The organism is Persicimonas caeni (genome assembly GCF_006517175.1).
GTDB lineage: Bacteria > Myxococcota_A > Bradymonadia > Bradymonadales > Bradymonadaceae > Persicimonas > Persicimonas caeni.
The window spans coordinates 3,254,237-3,271,154 of record NZ_CP041186.1; the positions used below are offsets into that span (position 1 = coordinate 3,254,237).

Sequence of the window (16,918 nt, forward strand, 5' to 3'; positions counted from 1 at the left end):
CGACGTGCTCGTCGGGGTGTCTTCGCCTCGGTGTGCCTCATTGCGCCGCCTCCCACAGATTTCGCCACTGGTCGACGAACCGGTCGTTGAGCGTGAAGTCGTGGGTGTTGGCGCCTTTCTCGTCGATCAGCCACAGGTTGCCGTCGGCAAACAGGTCGGACGGGTAGATATAGATCTCGTCGTCGGGTTTTTTGTACTCGACCTCGAACGGCGAGCCGTGAAGCAGGGGGTGGCTAAGCCCCATGACGTGACGGCCCCACTTGCGGCCCTCGCGATCCTTCTCGGCGTCGATGATCAGCAGCGTCGACAGATGCTCGTAGGTCGCCGGCGCATAGCGCACGCCCAGATCTTCGAGGCGGTCTTGGATGTCACCGCTGGCCTGATGGTCGGGGTGCACCAGTACGCGCACGTCGAAGCCGTTGTTGGCCTTGTACTCCAGCGCGTCGACCAGGTGCGGGTTCGACAGCGTGTCGCTCATGACCCACACCGACGCGCGGGCTTTGTAGACCTCGTCGATGACCGTCTTCATCAGACGCTCTTGCGGGTTGAACCACACCTTGAGGATCCCCTCGTCGGTGAGGTAGCGCACGCGGTAGTCGGTGCTCGACTTGAGCGGGCCGTTGTAGATGCTCAGGGTCGTCGAGAAGACGCCGCCGTGCATCTGCTGGAATTCACGACTGAAGTCGTAGGCCAGCTGGCTGCTCTTGGCACGCCATCCGATCCAATTGCGGGTGGCCTGGTCGAGGGCGGGAAAGTTCCACACCACATCTTCGTCGATCACCGCAAAGTTGTGGCTCATCAGGTTGAAGGAGCCCGGTCGCTGCATCAGGCCTTCTTCGGGTGTAAAGCAATCCTCGGAGGCCGCGCCTCCCAAGCATGCCTCCAGCTGCGTCGAGCACTTGACCTCGTGAGGGTCGTACAGACAGATACTCAAGAGGCTGTTGAGGGTCGGCTCGGGCAGGTATTGCAGCGCCCCGTCGCCATAGACCGGAATGATGTCGTTGTCTTCTAGCTGGACCAAGCCAGCAGAATCCCGCGAATCCCAGTCGGAGACGACGCGAACGGCGACGCCGCGGGCGCGGGCGTCGATCAACGCCTGGGCGACCTCCTCGTCGAGCAGGGTCGACACGGCGATGTCGATCGACTCACGCGCGGCCTCGATGTCGGCGATCAGCTCGGCCCGTTGTTCGGCGCTCTGATCGACGTCGCGCACATGGAACTCGGCCTTGGCCGGGAAGACCGAGCCGTCGGCCTGCTCGTCGCAGCCCAACGTCGAGGCCGTACCCACCGCCATCGCGCCGACCAGAAGAAGTGTCGTTGTCAGTTTCGTCAGTCGCATCATTCGAAGTTCCCGCTCGTGCTGCTTCCCGAGTAATCGGCGCTGTTGGCTTCCCCGGGGCTGGCCAGGGTGTGCTTGCGATAGCCCTCTTTAATGGTGTCGAAGCCGACCGTGTCCGAGTAGGCGTGCCAGTTGCGGCTCGTCTCTCCACGGTTGCCGAAGATGAGCTCGACGCGCTCCATCGAGCGCACCGTCACGGTGTCCCAGCCGCCGGCGAAGACCTCTTCTTCTTCGGAGCCGGCCGACTCCATCAGGCGCAAATCGTGGTCGCGCAGCTCGATCTTGACCCGGTTGGTGCCCAACTCGAGGTTGTCGATGAAGACATCGGCCGCCTCGCCGAACGCCCCATCCTTTTTGCGGGCGACGACCAGGTAGTCGTTGGGCTGGATCGGATCTTCGAGCGTCGGGATGCGGTGCGTCGCGACCACATCCCCCTCGATGATCAAGTGCCAGCCGCTGACGTTGATCGGGCGCGGATGCTTGTTCTGCAGCTCGATGAACACATCGTCTGCGTCCCAAGTGCCGTCGTCGGTGATACTGCCGGCGAAGTTGATCTCGGTGATCATCAAGGCGCCGCGTTCACCGCTGGAGGGTTCTCCCTCCTGCCCCCACCGGTACAGCGGAGTGCGGGGCGATTCCCCCGGGTCGTCGGGGGTGCACGCGCTCGTGAGTCCGGTCAATGCCGCCAGCCCTATCAGGCCGATATATTTCGTGTGTCGCATGGTATTCGTTGCCACTGCTTAAAAGGCCAGGGTTGCTCCACCGGAGACCACCCAGAAGTCAGCCAGCTCGTCGGCGTCTCCGTTCGGAGCACCGAGTGCGGTTCCCGCCGCGCGTTCGATTTCGATTTCGTAGAATTCCCCGGGCAAGAAGATGCCCCCAATCCCATACAAGCTTAGCGCATCATTGGCGATATAGGTAAGGGCCGCGTTCAATTCGTAGCCGAGCGTCTTGCCCAGACGCTCTTGGGCCTCCAGGTCGGGCTGGCCGATGCCGAACGGGGTGTCGATCTCGGGAGCGCGCGCCACGTCGAAGTTGGTCTCGCTGGTGTCCTGGTAGAACCAGCCGTCCAGGTCGAGGCGAATCTTGTCGACGAAGGTGAAGCCCGCGCCGGCGCGAACCAGCATCGTGCCCGCCTTGCGATCGATGTCTTGCGGGTTGTCGAAGATGCCCTTGAACCCACTGACGTAAGAGGTCGGGTGCCAGCCGGCATAACGCTCCATGTTGATGCCGCCGATCTCGCTGCCCTTCATCGACACGAAGCCGTGGTTGAACAACAGGCCGTCCTGCTCGGTGTAGTTGTTGCCGTCGGCGCGGAAGAAGCGCAGCCGGCCCTCCACGTCGACCGCTCCCAGGTCGGTGAACAGGTTGGCCGCCGCCCCGTAGGCGTTGCCGTTGGTGTTCACGTCGTACAGGCCGAGGTTGGTGTTCTTGCGGTCGATGCCCTGCGAGCGAGCAAATTCGGCCATCAGGCCCAGCTCGAACGCATCGGCGACCAGGGTGTAGTTGGCGCGGGCGCCGAACATGAAGGTGTAATCTTCGTCGGCGAAGTTGGCCAGCTGACCCTGGGCGCTGATATCAGTGCCGGTGCTGGTGGTGTCGTCGAGCTGGCCGGCGCGCGCCGCGCCGATATAGGAGCCGTAGCCGAACGCGCGCAGGTCGAAGCCGTCGACGATGTCGAGCATCTCGTAGACGCCGCCGTAGCGATACACGTCGGTGTCGCCGTCGAAGTTGTTGGTCGTCTGGGCGTTGGCGCCGATGAAGTCGGCGAAGTCGACGTTTTCGGGGCGTCCGGCCTCGCCGAAGACGTCGAACATCAGGCGCAGGCGCCCGGCCATGCCCATGTCGACGTTGAGCGAGACGCCGTCGACAATATCCTTGAAGAAATAATCGTCGGACACGCCGCCGATCGCGTAGCCCTGCCGGCCCAGCGTGGTGCTCAGCTGGAAGGTGCCGGTGTCGACCGCCGTCCAGTCGACCGACAGGTCGTAGACATAGATGGGGGTTTGAAAATCGGTGGCCGAGCCGACCTGATCGTTGCCCCACATGCCGCTGAGGACACCACCGAAGTTGAAGGTCGTGTCGTCGAGCACATCGTAGGCCACACCGGCCGACACGCTCGTGTAGCCGAACATCTGCCGGTCGTCGAACTGCTCGATCTCCTGGGGACTGATCTCGTCGGGATCGAACGGACGCAGGTCGAGGTTATCGAACGAGTGGAACTCGTTGGTCAGACGAAAGTCCCAGGAGAGCTTCTCGTCTTCGAGCTCCTCGTCGACTTCCTCGTCGAGTTCGCGCGTCACGTTGATCGAGGAGGCGTCGTCGGGACCGTACTCCTGGGCGAGCGCCGCGTTCGGCGCGACGGCGGCGCCGGTGATGGCGGCCAGCAAAAACAGCTTGAACTTCATTTGTTTACGTCCGTTGATATACGTCCGGGAATTGCTAATTCAATCAAACTTTAGTCGGCAGGGGCCGTGCAGGTATCTGTGTCGACCGGCTCAATCCAATTGCTGGATCTGGCCGAGGCTCGATACCAAGAGTCGAAGATCGAAGGAGTTGATCACCGGGCCGGTCAAGACAAGGCGATCTCCCTTTTCGGGGGCGACGCCTCGGTTGCCCAACTCGCGGTCGAGCGAGACGAGCCAGACCGCGCCTTCATCGCCCTCGAGCACCAACTCGTTGAAGTTGTTGTTGGTCGGCTCGCCGATCACCGTGCCCTCGATGCGGCGCACGCGGCCGATATCGCTCGACTCGAAGTCGCGGGCGATCTTCTCGTAGTAGATGTCGTAGGTCTTGTCGGGCTCGACCAGTTCCACCTCGTCGTGAATGACCACCGAAGGCTGGTCGAACGAGGTCATCACCCCGCGCACGCGCAGACTGATGCGATCACCGAAACCAAACTCCTCGATGCGCGAGTCGTTGAGCACCAACATGCCACCCGACTGATCTTGGATGAAGAACGAGCCGTAGAAGCGTTGGTCTTGGCCACACACCGACACCTTCTGGAAGTAGCGTGGCTTGAGGGTCACGATGCCCTCGATGCGCGCCGGCAGTTCGTCGACCTTGGCCACCATATTGTCGTAGCGGCCCGGATCACAGTCGGCGTCGATCACGCGCTCATCGCCCTGCGGATACGGATCGCTGGGCGATACGCCGTACCAGACGAATTCGTCCCCGGGGATCAGCGCCTCAATATCGGCAATGGGCGTCGGGCCGGTGAAGTCGTAGTTCTGCTCGGTGAACGGGATCGGCTCTTGGACCTCGGCCTCTTGGGCCTGGCCGTAGAATTCGGTCGGATCTTCGGGGCCGAGTTGATCGGAACAACCGGCGAGAAGGGTGGCCGCGGTGGCGGCGGCGAGAATTCGCTCGAGTAGAAACTGCTTGCTGCGCATCATCTGGGCTCGATGGTCGAGGATACAAAAACACCGGCCCCAGCAAGTCTCTGGGGCCGGTGCGGTGACTCAGTCAATCTCACTCGCTGGGCGGATCGAAGAGCCAGTCGAAGTTGATCGTGTCGAGCTGCGGGGTCGACGTGCCGCCTCGCGGATCGAGCGGACCCGGGAAGGCGCCCAGCGGACCGAAGTAGGTCACGCAGTCGCCGACCTCGACGAAGTTCGACGAGGTACGAAGGGTGATCGTCTTGTCGGCGTTCTCGCCGTGGGTCAGCTCGTAGCACACGTTGCTGCCGCCACAGCTGTCGTTGACGATGCTGGTGACTTCACCACCGACCTGCACCAGGCGACCGTACAGGTCCATGGTGGCGTCTTGGCCGGTCAGCGGGGTGTACGGAACGTCGTTGTCGGAGCTGACGACGGTGAAGTCGGTCACGGCCGTGATCTCGGGCTTGCCCGCGAAGTTCTTGACCTCGGTGACCGTGAAGCTGACCTTGTCGCCCACTTTGACCGGCTCGGTCGGCTCTTCGCCCTCGGGGTGAGCGTAGAAGAACTCGAGCTCGGCGTTCTGGTCGACGATGAAGAAGCGGCCGCTGGCCTCGTCGCGATCGGCGGTGTTCGGGTTGTCGCTGGCCGTCGAGATGACCAACGCCTCGGTCACGGCAAGATCGACCGTGGCCACGCTCTCGTCGACGTCGGGGGTGGCGTCGTCGTCTTCGGCGACCGGCACCGCGTCGTAGACGGCCTGCAGGCCGGCGTCGTTCAGGGTCACCGTGGACGCCTCGACCGGGTTGCCGCCGTTATGCGGGTCCTGGCCCTCGGCGTACGCCTGGCCGACGAAGGTCAGGTTCGGGTCGCACTGGCCGGTGCTGGTGCCGGTATCTTCCTCGGTACCGGTGTCTTCTTCCGTGCCCGTATCTTCTTGGGTGCCAGTGTCTTCTTCGGTGCCGGTATCTTCTTCGGTACCGGCGTCGTTTCCGTTGTTGTTGGAGGTGTTATTGGCGTTGTTCGTGCTCGGATCTTCGTCGCCGCCACAACCCATCATCGGCGCGCTCGCCAGAGCCAGACACCCCACCAACAGGACCAACCACTGCTTCGTCTTCATTTTGTACGTCCTTCCATCGAGAAAAAATGCTCGGCCAATTTTGACACAGGCTTACTACCATCTAGCCCTTTGAGGTTCAACTATTAGACCGGGATATCTGTGATTTCGCGGGGATTGTTGCGGGGATGCTACATAGGTTTTGGGTTGTCGCTTGCGCAAAAAATCAGACCCACTACACTCGACGCCGACCTGAACCTCAATCAGGGCGGTACTTTGTAAGAAACGCAGGGGACAGGTATAAGGTGTGGCGCGCCGCCGATGGCGGGCGCTCTCAAATATATTTTGAACATTTTTGCACGAGGCGCGTCGAAGACGTGAGACGCTGCCAACCGAAGTCCAATACGTGAACTGGAGAACGCAACCATGAAATCGTGGAAGAATCCGACCCGTCTCGTCCTGTTGCTGCTCGCCGCGGCGCTCGCGCTGCCGCTGGGCTGCGCCAAGCCTCAGTACGTACGCGACACCGAAAAGGAGGACATGGACGAGTACACCATGAGCCTTCGCTTCGATCGCAAGGATCTCGATCGGCTCTACAAGGACAATATCGACAAGCTTCTGAGCTCGCGCATCACCAAGATGTGGGAGCGCTCGGCCGCCAGCGGCAACGCCCCGGTCGTGGCCATCTTCCCGATGCGCAACGAGACCAGCGAGCATATCGGCCCGCAGCTCGACGCGCTTCTGAGCAAGTTCGAGACCGACTTGGTCAACAAGTCGGCCGCCGACGTGGTCAGCCACGAGAACCAGCCCGAGCTGATCGCCGAGATCAAGCGCCAGCAGTCCGACGCCTACGATCCGGCGCGCCTGGCCGGCTACGGCCGCCAGCTCGGCGCCCAGTACTTCGTGACCGGCAAGGTCTACGACACCGCCGAGCGCGTCGAAGACGAGCGCCGCGTCCAGTACTTCATGTTCGTGCAGGTCATCGACGTGGAGACCGGCGCCATCAAGTTCCAGAATGAATCGGCGATCTCCAAGGGTCTGATGAAATAAGGTCCTAGGGTTTTGGGGTCTCGGGGTCTTGGAACTGCTCAACTGCGGTTTTGGGGTCTCGGGGCCCGTCGCCCATTTACCACCACGTGCATAGGCTCGTGTGTTTATGCCACTACGACTGTTACATCTCGCGCTGATAGCGCTCTTCGCGCTCGTGTGGACCAGTGGGTGTGCCACCTACTCGGACAACGTGCGCGATGCGCATTCGGCGGTGGCCCAAAGCCACCCCGAGCGCGCCGTCAAACTGCTCAACACGCAGCTGCAGCTCAAGAGCTCCAAGCGGCTGCCCATGGAGTTCGAGGACGACAACGTCCTCTTGCTCCTAGAGCGGGCGACCGTGCTGCAGGCCATGGGCGAGTACAAGCTCGCCGCGCGCGACATGATGGCAGTCGACGACCACCTCGAGTGGCTCGATCTGAGCTCGACCGGGGCCGACGACATCGCCAAGTACATGTACAGCGAGTCGTCCAAACAGTACCGCGCGCCGGCCTACGAGCGCCTGCTGCTGAACACCCTCAACATGATCAACTTCTTGGCCATGCGCGACTTCCAGGGCGCCAAGGTCGAGGCGCGCCGGTTTACGCTGCTCGAGCAGTTCTTCTTGGACAACGAAGAGCCGGCGCTGCTCAGCGGGATCTTGTCGGTGGGCAACTACCTGGGCGGAGCGGCCTTCGAGCACTCCGGCGACTACCAGCAGGCAGCTCGCTACTACAGCCGCGCCTACCATTACGGGTTTCGCGCCCCACAGTTTCGCGATCGCCTCGTCGACCTCATCTGGCTGACCGGCTACAAGCCGCGCGAGTTGCAGGCCGAGGAGGGCAAAGAGGCGCTGACCAAGATCATGGAAGCGGTCGACATCAACGAAGAGATCTCATTTGACGAGTACCGCGAACAATATTTGAAGGGTGACACCCTTATTATTGTACAGACCGGGCTCGTCCCCTGGAAACAGGCCACGCGTGTGCCCATCGCCCAGGCGATGTCGTACAGCCACGGCTCGCACTACCACAGCTTCGACAACGATCAGGAAACCCGCCTCAACATGATGGTCGCCAACGGCGTCATCGAGTCGGTCAACTTCCCCATGCTCACCACCATCGGGATTCCGGCCGACAAGCCGGTGGTCGTCAAAGTCGACGGCGCCGAGCGCCCGTCGACGGGTAACGTCGACGTCTCGTCGCAGGTCCAGACCGCCTATGCGCACATGGTCCCGTCGATGATGGTCGCCGCGATCACCCGCTTGATGACGCGCGTGGTCGCCGGCGAAGCTACCGAGGCGGTGGTCAACCAAACGGGCAACGGAGGCCTGGGATTTCTGGCCAAACTCGCCGTCGAAGGCGCTATGAACGCCGCCGACAAACCCGACACCCGCAGCTGGATGACCCTGCCCGGTCGGATCCGCATCATTCGTACGCAGCTCGGCCCCGACGTCCATCCGATCTCGATTACCGTCGGCAACGAATCCGACGCCCGACAGGTCATGATCCGCGAAGATTCTTTGAACGTAGTGAATTTTTCACGGCTTCGGTGAGTCCAAGCGATTGTGATGGATGGATTGAACCACTGGAGACAAGATCATGCGCTATAGCAAGACCCAAAACATGAAAGACAATCGCCTGGCTCGCACGCTGGTGGCTCTTCTAGCTGCCGGCTTTGTATTGATGGCCGCCTCGAGCGCGTTCGCCCTCGACGGCTACGCCAAACGCAAAGGACTCTTCGCCGGCATCGGCATCGGCGGCGGCGTCGGCGGCGTCGATCTCCAAGAAGGCGAAGGTCAGGCTGGCTTCGAAGACGGCCGACTGCCCGGCTTCCACGTCAACGGCATGATCGGCGGCGGCGTCAACGAGAACATCGTCCTGGGCACCCAGTTCAACTGGTGGGGCCGCACGGTCACCAAAGGCGACGACAGCTGGGAGCACCATCATACGAGCCTGCTGGCTGCCGGTGACTTCTTCTTGATCAACGGGCTGTATCTGGAGGTCGGCGGCGGCCTCGCCTACAGCGCCTTCGACGGCACCCGCGGCGACACCCCCGTCAACCACAACGAGATGGGCTTTGCGCTCAAAGGCGGCGCCGGCTTCGAATACTTTATCAACGGCACGCACGCCCTGGGCTTCAACGCCGGCTACACTCGCCACTTCTACGACATGGCGACCTTCGACACGTTCAACGCAGGGATCAGCGTTCGATGGTATTGATGAGCGAGCGAATCTCGCTCACAAACCTACTTTGATCGTTTATCGACCATATCGAGCCGCAGCCTGCAGTAGGCTGCGGCTTTTTCATGCGCTCGGAACGGATTGATTTCACTGTGCGCAGAAAAATTTTAGGCTCAGTGGATCAAACAGGACCTCAGAAAAAGTTTGCGAACCCCGCTCAGGACCGCTAGAATCAAGGCTAAGCGAAGTGATCAACAGTTGGAGTTCCGTAGGGAGTGTAATTTTTTTTCCAATCTCAATAAAAATTTGAATTTGGAACGTAACCAGCCCGTTGTTATACTCGAAAGGGCCCAAGGATTGGGCATTCGAACTTCCAGACCATTTATCTCGGGTCTGAAGACCCACTGACCGAGGGAAGTCCGATGCTGCCGGATTACATCATTTACGATGAGCTTAAGAAAGAACGGGAAAAGCGTGAGCGTCAGCGTGACGCCGAGCGTCCTCGCCTCGAGATTCCGCGCCACCGACCGTACCTACCGGAAGGCGAAACGGAGGAGTACTCCGAGGAAGAGTCCAACGAGCGCGGCGTAGCGATCATCCAGTTCTAATCTCTGCTACTGAGTGATTTGCCTGCGGAGTTCATTGCTTGCACTCCGCAACACCGAGCCGAACCTCTCTGCATCTGCTTGCTTGCAACGAACCCGGACGTTTACGCGTCCGGGTTTCGTATTTCTTGACCATCCTCCCCCTTCCGACCCCATCCTCCCCCTTCCATTGACATCCCCCCACAAATACGTACCATCCTCCATCTAACACCCGTTAGCTTAACTAACGTTAAGTGCGGCCCTCCACTCCTACTTAGGATTGGCACCGATGGAAGATGCACTCGCTCCAGATAGCCTGGAGATTTTGCCCAAGCTCAAAGAAGCTGAGGTACCCGAGGTACCTGCGCGCATTATGACCGTGGCGCTGCGCCTGTTTGCCCACAAGGGTTACGCGGCGACCAGCGTGCGTGAGATCGTCCAGGAGGCTGACGTCACCAACCCGATGCTCTACTACTATTTCAAGAGCAAATCGGGCCTCTTTGCCGAGCTGATTTCCCACCTCTTCGGCTCGATGTTCGAGGAGATCAAAGGGGTGCTCGCCGAGACCGACACCTTCGTAGACAAGCTTCGCGGCGTGGCTTGGGCGCACCTGGATGGCTGCCGCCAGAGCCCGATCGCGCTCAAGTTCGTCTACTCAGTGCTCTTCGGCCCGCAGACCAGCCGGCCCGAGTTCGACATCTTCACCCAGCATGTCTGCGTGATCGGCACGATCGTCAACGTCTTCGAGGACGCGATCGCCGCCGGCGAGTTCGAACCCAACGGCGATTTCTCGCCGCTCTTTTTGACCCACCAATTTTTCGGACTGCTCAACGGCCACCTGATGCGCACGCTCAAGCTCGTCGAGGTAATCTCGCCGGCGGCCAAACGCCGCGAGTATATGGATGAGCTTTTGTGCCGCGAAGAGGGCACGCGCCTGGTTGAATTTTTTCTGAACGGTGCCGGACGCATCGTCGACGAGGAGAAGTAGTGATGTATCGACGTTTTGCTTACAAGACGGCGCTCGCCATCGCCGGCTGTGCGGTGGTGCTGGGCACCTTGTCGGGCTGCGAGCCCCCCAAGTCCGACGCCGCGCCGGCCGACGGAGACGCCAAGAGCGCCGAGGCCGATCCGATCCCGGTCGAAACCCTGACCGTCCAGACGCGCGACTTCACCGAGTCGTTCGAGGTCCCGGCCACCGCCGAGCCCCTCGAGCAGGTGACCGTGTCGGCCGAAGCCGGCGGGCGCGTGTTGGTCGCCCCCTTTGAAGAGGGCGAGGAGATCCGAGCAGGCAGCCGCTTGCTGCGCGTGGACACCGAGCTCGACTCGGCGCGCATCGATCTGGCCGAGAGCCAGCTCGAGAGCGCCCAGCGCGAGTACGACCGCACCAAAAAGCTCGTCGACAAAGGCTTGGCGACCCCACAGCAGCTCGATCGCGCCGAGGACGCCCTCGAAAACGCGCGCCTGAGCCTCGAGCAGGCCAAGATCGGCGCCAGCAAAGGCGGCGTGCGCAGTCCGGTGAGCGGCGTGGTCCTCAAAAAGTACGTCAAAAAGGGCGAGTTCGCCTCCCCGGGCGCCCCGATCGCCACGATCATCCAGTACGACAAGCTCGAGATCGTCGGTCAGGTGCCCGAGTCGCGCATCTCGTTCGTCAAGCTCGGCGACAAGGTCTCGGTGAGGTTTCCCGCCCGCGACAAGACGATCGAAGGCGAAGTGACCCACCGGGCGCTGACCGCCTCTCCGCGCACCGGCACTTTCGCCGTCGAGGTCACGGTGGACAACCCCGACCTCGACATCCTTCCGGGGATGAGCGCGCGGATCGAGATCATCAAAAAGCAGTGGAAGGACGCCGTGGTCGTGCCGCGCGAAGCGGTCCTGCAGGGCTTCTCGCGCTCCGAGACGATGGTGCTGCCGGGCGGTGAAGAGACTGGCAAAGCCGAACTGCATGTCGTCGAGCTCGGCCCTAGCGCCGGGCCCGACGTGGTGATCACCCGAGGACTCGACGCCGGCGAGCGCCTGATCGTGCGCGGCCACCGCGGCCTGGTCGACGGCGCCGTGGCCCGCAAAGTGCGCCACTACGACAGCATCGACCAGATGCGCACCGCCGGGGCCGGGCTCGAGCTCGCTGCCGACAAGGACGACGAAGACAAAGACGACGACCAAGCCAGCTCCCAGCAGTCCGACGGCGACGAAGCCTCGGAGGGTAAAGGCCAATGAAAGCCACAAATTTTGCCATCCGCCACGCCACGGCGGTCTTTGTGTTGATCGCCGTGATCATCATCGGCGGTATCGGCGCGTATATCTCCATTCCCAAGGAGGCCGCGCCCGACGTCAAGATCCCGGTGGTCATCGTCAGCACCGCCTATTTCGGGGTGTCGCCCGCCGACATCGAGACGCTGGTGACCCAGCCGCTCGAAAAGGAGTTCAAGGGCCTGCGCGACCTCGACAAGATGACCAGCACCTCGGCCGAGAGTGTCTCGCTGGTCACCCTGGAGTTCGACCCCGAGGTCAACATCGAGGATGCGCTGCAAAAGGTGCGTGAGAAGGTCGACAAGGCCAAACCCGACCTGCCCGACGACGCCGAAGATCCCGAGATCATCGAGATCAACTCCAGCGACTGGCCCGTGCTCATCGCCAACGTCTCCGGCGACATGGACCTGGTGCGCCTCAAAGAGGTCGGCGAAGCCCTCCAAGAGGATATCGAGGAGGTCAGCGGCGTACTCCGCGTCGATCTGGCCGGCGGCGTCGAGCGCGAGATCCAGATCGACGTCGACCCCGACAAGCTCGAGCACCACAAGGTCTCGCTCAACCAGGTCATCGGCGCCATCCAGCGCGAAAACGTCAACCTGCCCGGCGGCAGCCTCGAGATGGGCGCGATGAAGTACACGGTGCGCGTGCCCGGCGAGTTCGAGGAGGTGCCGCCCATGGCCGACATCGTGGTCAAGTCGCCCAACTCCGAGCCGGTCTTTCTCAAAGACATCGCCACGGTCAACGACAGCTTCAAAGAGCCGGAGACCCGCAGCCGCCTGACCACCTGGGTCGACGGCGCCAACGGCGAGCGCCGCGCGATCACCCAGCCCAACATTTCGCTGTCGGTCGTCAAGCGCGCCGGCGAGAACATCATCGACATCGCCGAGAAGTCGAAGGAGATCATCGCGCGCTACGAGAAGCGCTACGCCTCCGACGGCCTCGAGATCGTCGTGCTCAACGACATGTCCAAGCAGATCCAGGCGCAGGTCCACGAGCTCGAGAACAACATCATCTCGGGCCTGCTCATCGTGCTGGCGGTCTTGTTCTTCTTTATGGGCGGCGCGCGAAACGCGCTGTTCGTGGCCATCAGCATCCCGATGTCGATGCTCTTGAGCTTTTTGGTGCTCTCGATGCTCGGCATCACCATGAATATGGTCGTGCTCTTCGCGCTCATCTTGGCGCTGGGCATGCTCGTCGACAACGCGCTGGTCGTCGTCGAGAATATCTACCGACACGCCAGCGAGGGCAAAAGCCGGCTGCAGGCAGCCATCGTGGGCACCGAGGAGGTCGGCTGGGCGATCATCGCCTCGACGGCGACCACCGTCGCCGCCTTCTTCCCGATGCTCTTCTGGCCCGGCATCATGGGTGAGTTCATGGGGTATATGCCCATGACCCTGATCATCGTGCTGGTCAGCAGCCTGTTCGTCGCCCTGATCATCAACCCGACGGTGTGCGCGGTCTTCCTGAAGGTCAAAGACGGCGTCGGCTTCTCTGAAGACGAAGTGCCCGATCTGTGGATCTACCGCGCCTATCGCTGGCAACTCGGCTGGGCTCTCGACCACCGGCTGGTGGTGGTCATCATCAGCATCTTGGTCTTCGGCGGCACCTTCGCCATCTTCGTGAACACCTCGCGCGGCGTCGAGTTCTTCCCCGAGACGACCCCCGAGAAGTTCACCATCAACGTGGAGAACCCCGACGGCACTCGCCTCGAGGAGACCGACAAGCTGCTCGAGCGCTTGGCCGCACCGCTGGCCCAAGGCGCCGATCTGGTCGAGGCCTACATCATCGACTCGGGCGTCGGCGGCGGCGACGGCATGGTCGCTGCCGGCGGCAACACGCCCCACAAGGGCAAGATCTCGGTCGACCTGCTCGACGTCGACGATCAGCCCCGCCCGCCCGAAGAGCTCATGGACGAGCTTCGCAAGGAGTACGCCGACGTCGCCGGCGCCAGCGTCATCCTCAAAAAGGAGGAGATGGGCCCGCCGACCGGCTCGCCGGTCAGCATCGAGATTCGCGGCGAAGACCTGCAGGTCCTGGCCGCCATCGCCCGCGAGGTGCGCCAGACGCTGCGAGCCATCCCCGGCATCGTCAACCTGCAGGACGACATCGAGCTGAGCCGCCCCGAGATCCAGATTCTGGTCGACCGGCGCCAGGCCGCGCTTCGCGGGGTCAACACCCAGTCGATCGCCCAGACGGTGCGCACCGCCATCAACGGCACCAAGGCGAGCGTCTTCCGCGAAGGCGAAGACGAATTCGACGTCACCGTGCGTCTGCAGGAATCGGATCGCGACGGCGTCGAAGACCTCGAAAAGCTCACCGTGGCCGACAAGGACAACAACCGCGTGCCGCTGGTCGACGTCGCCCAGATCACCGTGCGCGGCGGTAGCGGCTCGATCCGCCACAAAGACCGCCAGCGCGTGGTCTCGGTGACCGCCGACGCGGCCAAAGGCTACCTGCCTAACAACCTGCTAAAAGAAGCCCAGACGCGCCTCGAAGACCTCGACGTGCCCCCGGGCTACGAGCTCGCCTTTACCGGCGAGCAGGAAGAGCAGAAGAAGGCCGGCGACTTCTTGGCCAAGGCTTTGTTGGCCGCGGTCTTCTTGATCTCGCTCATCCTGGTGACCGAGTTCAACTCCATCGCCCAGCCGTTCATCATCCTGTGCAGCGTGCTGTTGAGCCTCATCGGCGTGTTGTGGAGTCTGATCATCACCGGCGAGCCCTTCGGCGTGATCATGACCGGCATCGGCATCATCAGCCTGGCCGGCGTCGTGGTGAACAACGCCATCGTCATGATCGACTACATCAACAAGCTCAAGGAGCGCGGCCTCAGCAAGCGCGAGGCGGTCATCACCGGCGGCCTGGTGCGCTTCCGCCCGGTCATGCTCACCGCCATCACCACCATCGGCGGCATGTTGCCGCTGGTCGTGGGCGTGAGCATCGACTTCGTGAACACCAAGATCGTGGTGGGAGGAAACTCCGTGGAAATGTGGGGCCCGATGGCCAACGTCGTCGCCGGCGGCTTGCTGGTGGCCACTGTGCTCACCCTGGTGGTCGTGCCGGTGCTCTACTCGCTGTTCGACGACATGAGCGAAGGCATTCGCAAGCTATTCAAGATGGGCAGCGCCTCGGCGCTCGTGTTGCTGATCGTGTCGATGGCGCCCTTCGCTCAGGCTCAAGAGGTGCCGAAGCAGCAACCCGATCAGACTCAGGCCGAAGAGACCAATGCCGAGCAGCAGGATGTCGAGCAGCAGGATGTCGAGCAGCAGGATGTCGAGCTTCGCCCCGAAGATGACATCGACGAGGCCGAACTCATCGAAGCCGATCGCGTCCTCGAGCTCGACCAGGCTCGCGACATCGCGCGCAAGCAAAACCTGAACGTGCGCCTCGCACGCCAGCAACTGGCCGTCGCCGAGTCGCAGATCCAGAGCGCGTTTAGCCGCATCCTGCCGCAGGTCAGCGCCAGCGGAAACTACATCATCAACCAGGACGAGATCGCCGGCGAGTTCCCCTCCTTCATCCCGGGTGAAGACCCGATCCGCATCGTCACCCAGCCCCAGACCACCTGGAACTGGGAGGTCGGCGCCACGCTGCCGCTCAACGCACGCGCCTGGCCGGGCATCCAGATCGCCTACGGCCAGAAGGACCGCGCCGAAGCCCAACTCGCCTCGGCCCGAGAGCAGATCGATTTCAGCGCCACCCAGCTGTACTACAATCTGCTTCTGGGCAAGCAACTCGTGCGCATCTCGCGCCAGCAGCTCGCCTCGCGGCGTACCCTGCTCGAGGCGACTCGGCTTCGCGTCGAGGCCGACGTGGCCACCAAATTCGACCTCAACCGCGCCCGCGTGCGCGTCGTCGAGGCCGAAAAAGACCTCGAGCAGGCACGCCTGTCGTTCATCAAGGCACGCCAGTCGCTGGCGAATCTGCTGCAGACCGAGGCGGACTTCGACGTCGAAGAGCCCGCCGATGTCGCTCTGCCCGAAGAGCTCGCCGAGCTCAAGCAGACCGCCGAGCGAGAGCGCTACACCGTCGAAGTCGAGCGCATTAACCAGAAGATCGCCCAACTCGCCCTCGAGGAGGTCTACTACCAGTACCTGCCGACGCTGTCGGCGACCTTCAAGTACTCGGACAGCGCCGACACCGACCTGAGCGAGCAGGACCCGCAGTGGCAGATGATCTTCGGGGCCCAGTGGACCATCTGGGACGGCGGCCAGCGCGAGGCGCTGCTCGACGAGCGCAACGCTCAGCTTCTGGCGTCCAAGCTCCAAAAAGAGCAGACACTCGACGACATCTCCACCGAGCTCGAGCGCGCCTGGGCCGACTACCTGTCGGCCAAGACCCAGGTCGCCTCCTCCAAGGAGCAAGTCGAGCTGGCCGAACAGGCCTTCGAGCAGGCCCAGATCGGCTACGAGAACGCCGTGACCACCCAGCTCGACTTGATCGACTCCCAAGACCAACTCACGCTGGCGCGCATCAACCTCGCCCGCGACCAATTGCAGGTCGAGCTGGCGGTGCGCACGCTGCGCTACCTTGCAGGCATCGACGACTGACCCAACTTGGAGAAGTGGCCACCAGGGAAGCCCGAGCTTCCCGGGTGGCAGGCCTTCCTGCCCCGGTTGAAGCTCGACAATCACCGTCTGTACTTTGACGACTGTGGTAGATTGTCCTACATTGTGTGTTAGAGGCTTTCACTGCCACATTGGACTGAACTGGATGTTGGTCGCTGACCGGGGAGAATCAGGATAGATATTTCCCGCAAGGAGGCATTTATGACGCAGCGCGTCATGCGCGTGCGTGACCCTCACAATTTGACGCGTTGGTGAGCCCGAGGTTGGGGAAGAGTCGTTTGTGACCCATCTTTCGCTCCTTTCATCGAGTGGGACCCCACGTGAAAGGCTTGTCAGACTATCAGCCGAAGGCTTTTGTTCATCGGTGCCCTGCCGAAGTATGTAGTAGTACTTTTCCTTCCGTACTTCGCCAGACTTTGTGCGACCTGGTGTCACACCAAAGCTTATTCCTACCCGATACGATGTCTTCCCCGACCTCGAGCTCATCAACGCGCTGACCCTCTTGCCTCCCTGTCCCTCCCTTTGAGCGCCGCCCGATTT

Annotated in this window: 12 protein-coding genes; 7 read left to right on the forward strand and 5 right to left on the reverse strand. The window is 62.2% G+C overall.

Annotated features, from left to right (window positions below):
* Positions 1-37 precede the first annotated feature (37 nt).
* The 5 genes from FIV42_RS12060 to FIV42_RS12080 form a co-directional block, all read right to left on the reverse strand.
* The gene (locus FIV42_RS12060; RefSeq protein WP_141197931.1) at positions 38-1,342 is read right to left on the reverse strand and encodes a phospholipase D-like domain-containing protein; all 1,305 of its coding nucleotides are present in this window, start codon (positions 1,340-1,342) and stop codon (positions 38-40) included.
* On the reverse strand, positions 1,339-2,061 hold the full coding sequence (locus FIV42_RS12065; protein WP_141197932.1) for a lamin tail domain-containing protein: 723 nt from the start codon (positions 2,059-2,061) through the stop codon (positions 1,339-1,341). Before FIV42_RS12065 ends, FIV42_RS12060 begins: the two co-directional genes overlap by 4 nt.
* A gap of 18 nt (positions 2,062-2,079) precedes the next feature.
* Complete coding sequence (locus tag FIV42_RS12070) at positions 2,080-3,747, reverse strand: hypothetical protein (protein ID WP_141197933.1); 1,668 nt, start codon at positions 3,745-3,747, stop codon at positions 2,080-2,082.
* 90 nt (positions 3,748-3,837) lie between these two features.
* Complete coding sequence (locus FIV42_RS12075; protein ID WP_141197934.1) at positions 3,838-4,734, reverse strand: hypothetical protein; 897 nt, start codon at positions 4,732-4,734, stop codon at positions 3,838-3,840.
* 76 nt (positions 4,735-4,810) lie between these two features.
* Entirely contained in the window at positions 4,811-5,836 is a 1,026-nt protein-coding gene (locus tag FIV42_RS12080) for a hypothetical protein (protein ID WP_141197935.1), read from the reverse strand.
* A 363-nt stretch (positions 5,837-6,199) separates the two neighbouring features.
* On the opposite strand from FIV42_RS12080, the gene FIV42_RS12085 reads away from it, so the two are divergent.
* From FIV42_RS12085 to FIV42_RS12115, 7 genes are all read left to right on the forward strand, one after another.
* Positions 6,200-6,823, forward strand: coding sequence for a penicillin-binding protein activator LpoB (locus FIV42_RS12085; RefSeq protein WP_141197936.1), 624 nt, complete (start codon positions 6,200-6,202; stop codon positions 6,821-6,823).
* A gap of 106 nt (positions 6,824-6,929) precedes the next feature.
* On the forward strand, positions 6,930-8,354 hold the full coding sequence (locus tag FIV42_RS12090) for a hypothetical protein (RefSeq protein ID WP_141197937.1): 1,425 nt from the start codon (positions 6,930-6,932) through the stop codon (positions 8,352-8,354).
* Between the two features lie 46 nt (positions 8,355-8,400).
* A complete protein-coding gene (locus tag FIV42_RS12095) occupies positions 8,401-9,021 on the forward strand; it encodes an outer membrane beta-barrel protein (RefSeq protein WP_141197938.1) in 621 nt (206 codons plus the stop codon).
* 383 nt (positions 9,022-9,404) lie between these two features.
* Positions 9,405-9,590, forward strand: coding sequence for a hypothetical protein (locus FIV42_RS12100; protein WP_141197939.1), 186 nt, complete (start codon positions 9,405-9,407; stop codon positions 9,588-9,590).
* A 265-nt stretch (positions 9,591-9,855) separates the two neighbouring features.
* The gene (locus FIV42_RS12105) at positions 9,856-10,554 is read left to right on the forward strand and encodes a TetR/AcrR family transcriptional regulator (protein ID WP_141197940.1); all 699 of its coding nucleotides are present in this window, start codon (positions 9,856-9,858) and stop codon (positions 10,552-10,554) included.
* A gap of 2 nt (positions 10,555-10,556) precedes the next feature.
* Positions 10,557-11,780, forward strand: a complete 1,224-nt coding sequence (locus FIV42_RS12110; RefSeq protein WP_141197941.1) for an efflux RND transporter periplasmic adaptor subunit — start codon at positions 10,557-10,559, stop codon at positions 11,778-11,780.
* Positions 11,777-16,360 carry an efflux RND transporter permease subunit gene (locus FIV42_RS12115; RefSeq protein ID WP_141197942.1) on the forward strand — a complete coding sequence of 1,528 codons (4,584 nt, stop codon included), beginning with the start codon at positions 11,777-11,779 and terminating at the stop codon, positions 16,358-16,360. The genes FIV42_RS12110 and FIV42_RS12115 overlap by 4 nt, the downstream gene beginning before the upstream one ends.
* Positions 16,361-16,918 lie beyond the last annotated feature (558 nt).

Excerpts from the sequence above, each read along its gene's own strand:
- FIV42_RS12100 (WP_141197939.1), top strand. The coding sequence starts at position 9,405 with ATGCTGCCGGATTACATCATTTACGATGAGCTTAAGAAAGAACGGGAA.
- FIV42_RS12095 (WP_141197938.1), top strand. The coding sequence starts at position 8,401 with ATGCGCTATAGCAAGACCCAAAACATGAAAGACAATCGCCTGGCTCGC.
- FIV42_RS12060 (WP_141197931.1), bottom strand. The coding sequence starts at position 1,342 with ATGATGCGACTGACGAAACTGACAACGACACTTCTTCTGGTCGGCGCG.
- FIV42_RS12110 (WP_141197941.1), top strand. The coding sequence starts at position 10,557 with ATGTATCGACGTTTTGCTTACAAGACGGCGCTCGCCATCGCCGGCTGT.
- FIV42_RS12070 (WP_141197933.1), bottom strand. The coding sequence starts at position 3,747 with ATGAAGTTCAAGCTGTTTTTGCTGGCCGCCATCACCGGCGCCGCCGTC.
- FIV42_RS12115 (WP_141197942.1), top strand. The coding sequence starts at position 11,777 with ATGAAAGCCACAAATTTTGCCATCCGCCACGCCACGGCGGTCTTTGTG.
- FIV42_RS12065 (WP_141197932.1), bottom strand. The coding sequence starts at position 2,061 with ATGCGACACACGAAATATATCGGCCTGATAGGGCTGGCGGCATTGACC.
- FIV42_RS12080 (WP_141197935.1), bottom strand. The coding sequence starts at position 5,836 with ATGAAGACGAAGCAGTGGTTGGTCCTGTTGGTGGGGTGTCTGGCTCTG.
- FIV42_RS12075 (WP_141197934.1), bottom strand. The coding sequence starts at position 4,734 with ATGATGCGCAGCAAGCAGTTTCTACTCGAGCGAATTCTCGCCGCCGCC.
- FIV42_RS12105 (WP_141197940.1), top strand. The coding sequence starts at position 9,856 with ATGGAAGATGCACTCGCTCCAGATAGCCTGGAGATTTTGCCCAAGCTC.
- FIV42_RS12090 (WP_141197937.1), top strand. The coding sequence starts at position 6,930 with ATGCCACTACGACTGTTACATCTCGCGCTGATAGCGCTCTTCGCGCTC.
- FIV42_RS12085 (WP_141197936.1), top strand. The coding sequence starts at position 6,200 with ATGAAATCGTGGAAGAATCCGACCCGTCTCGTCCTGTTGCTGCTCGCC.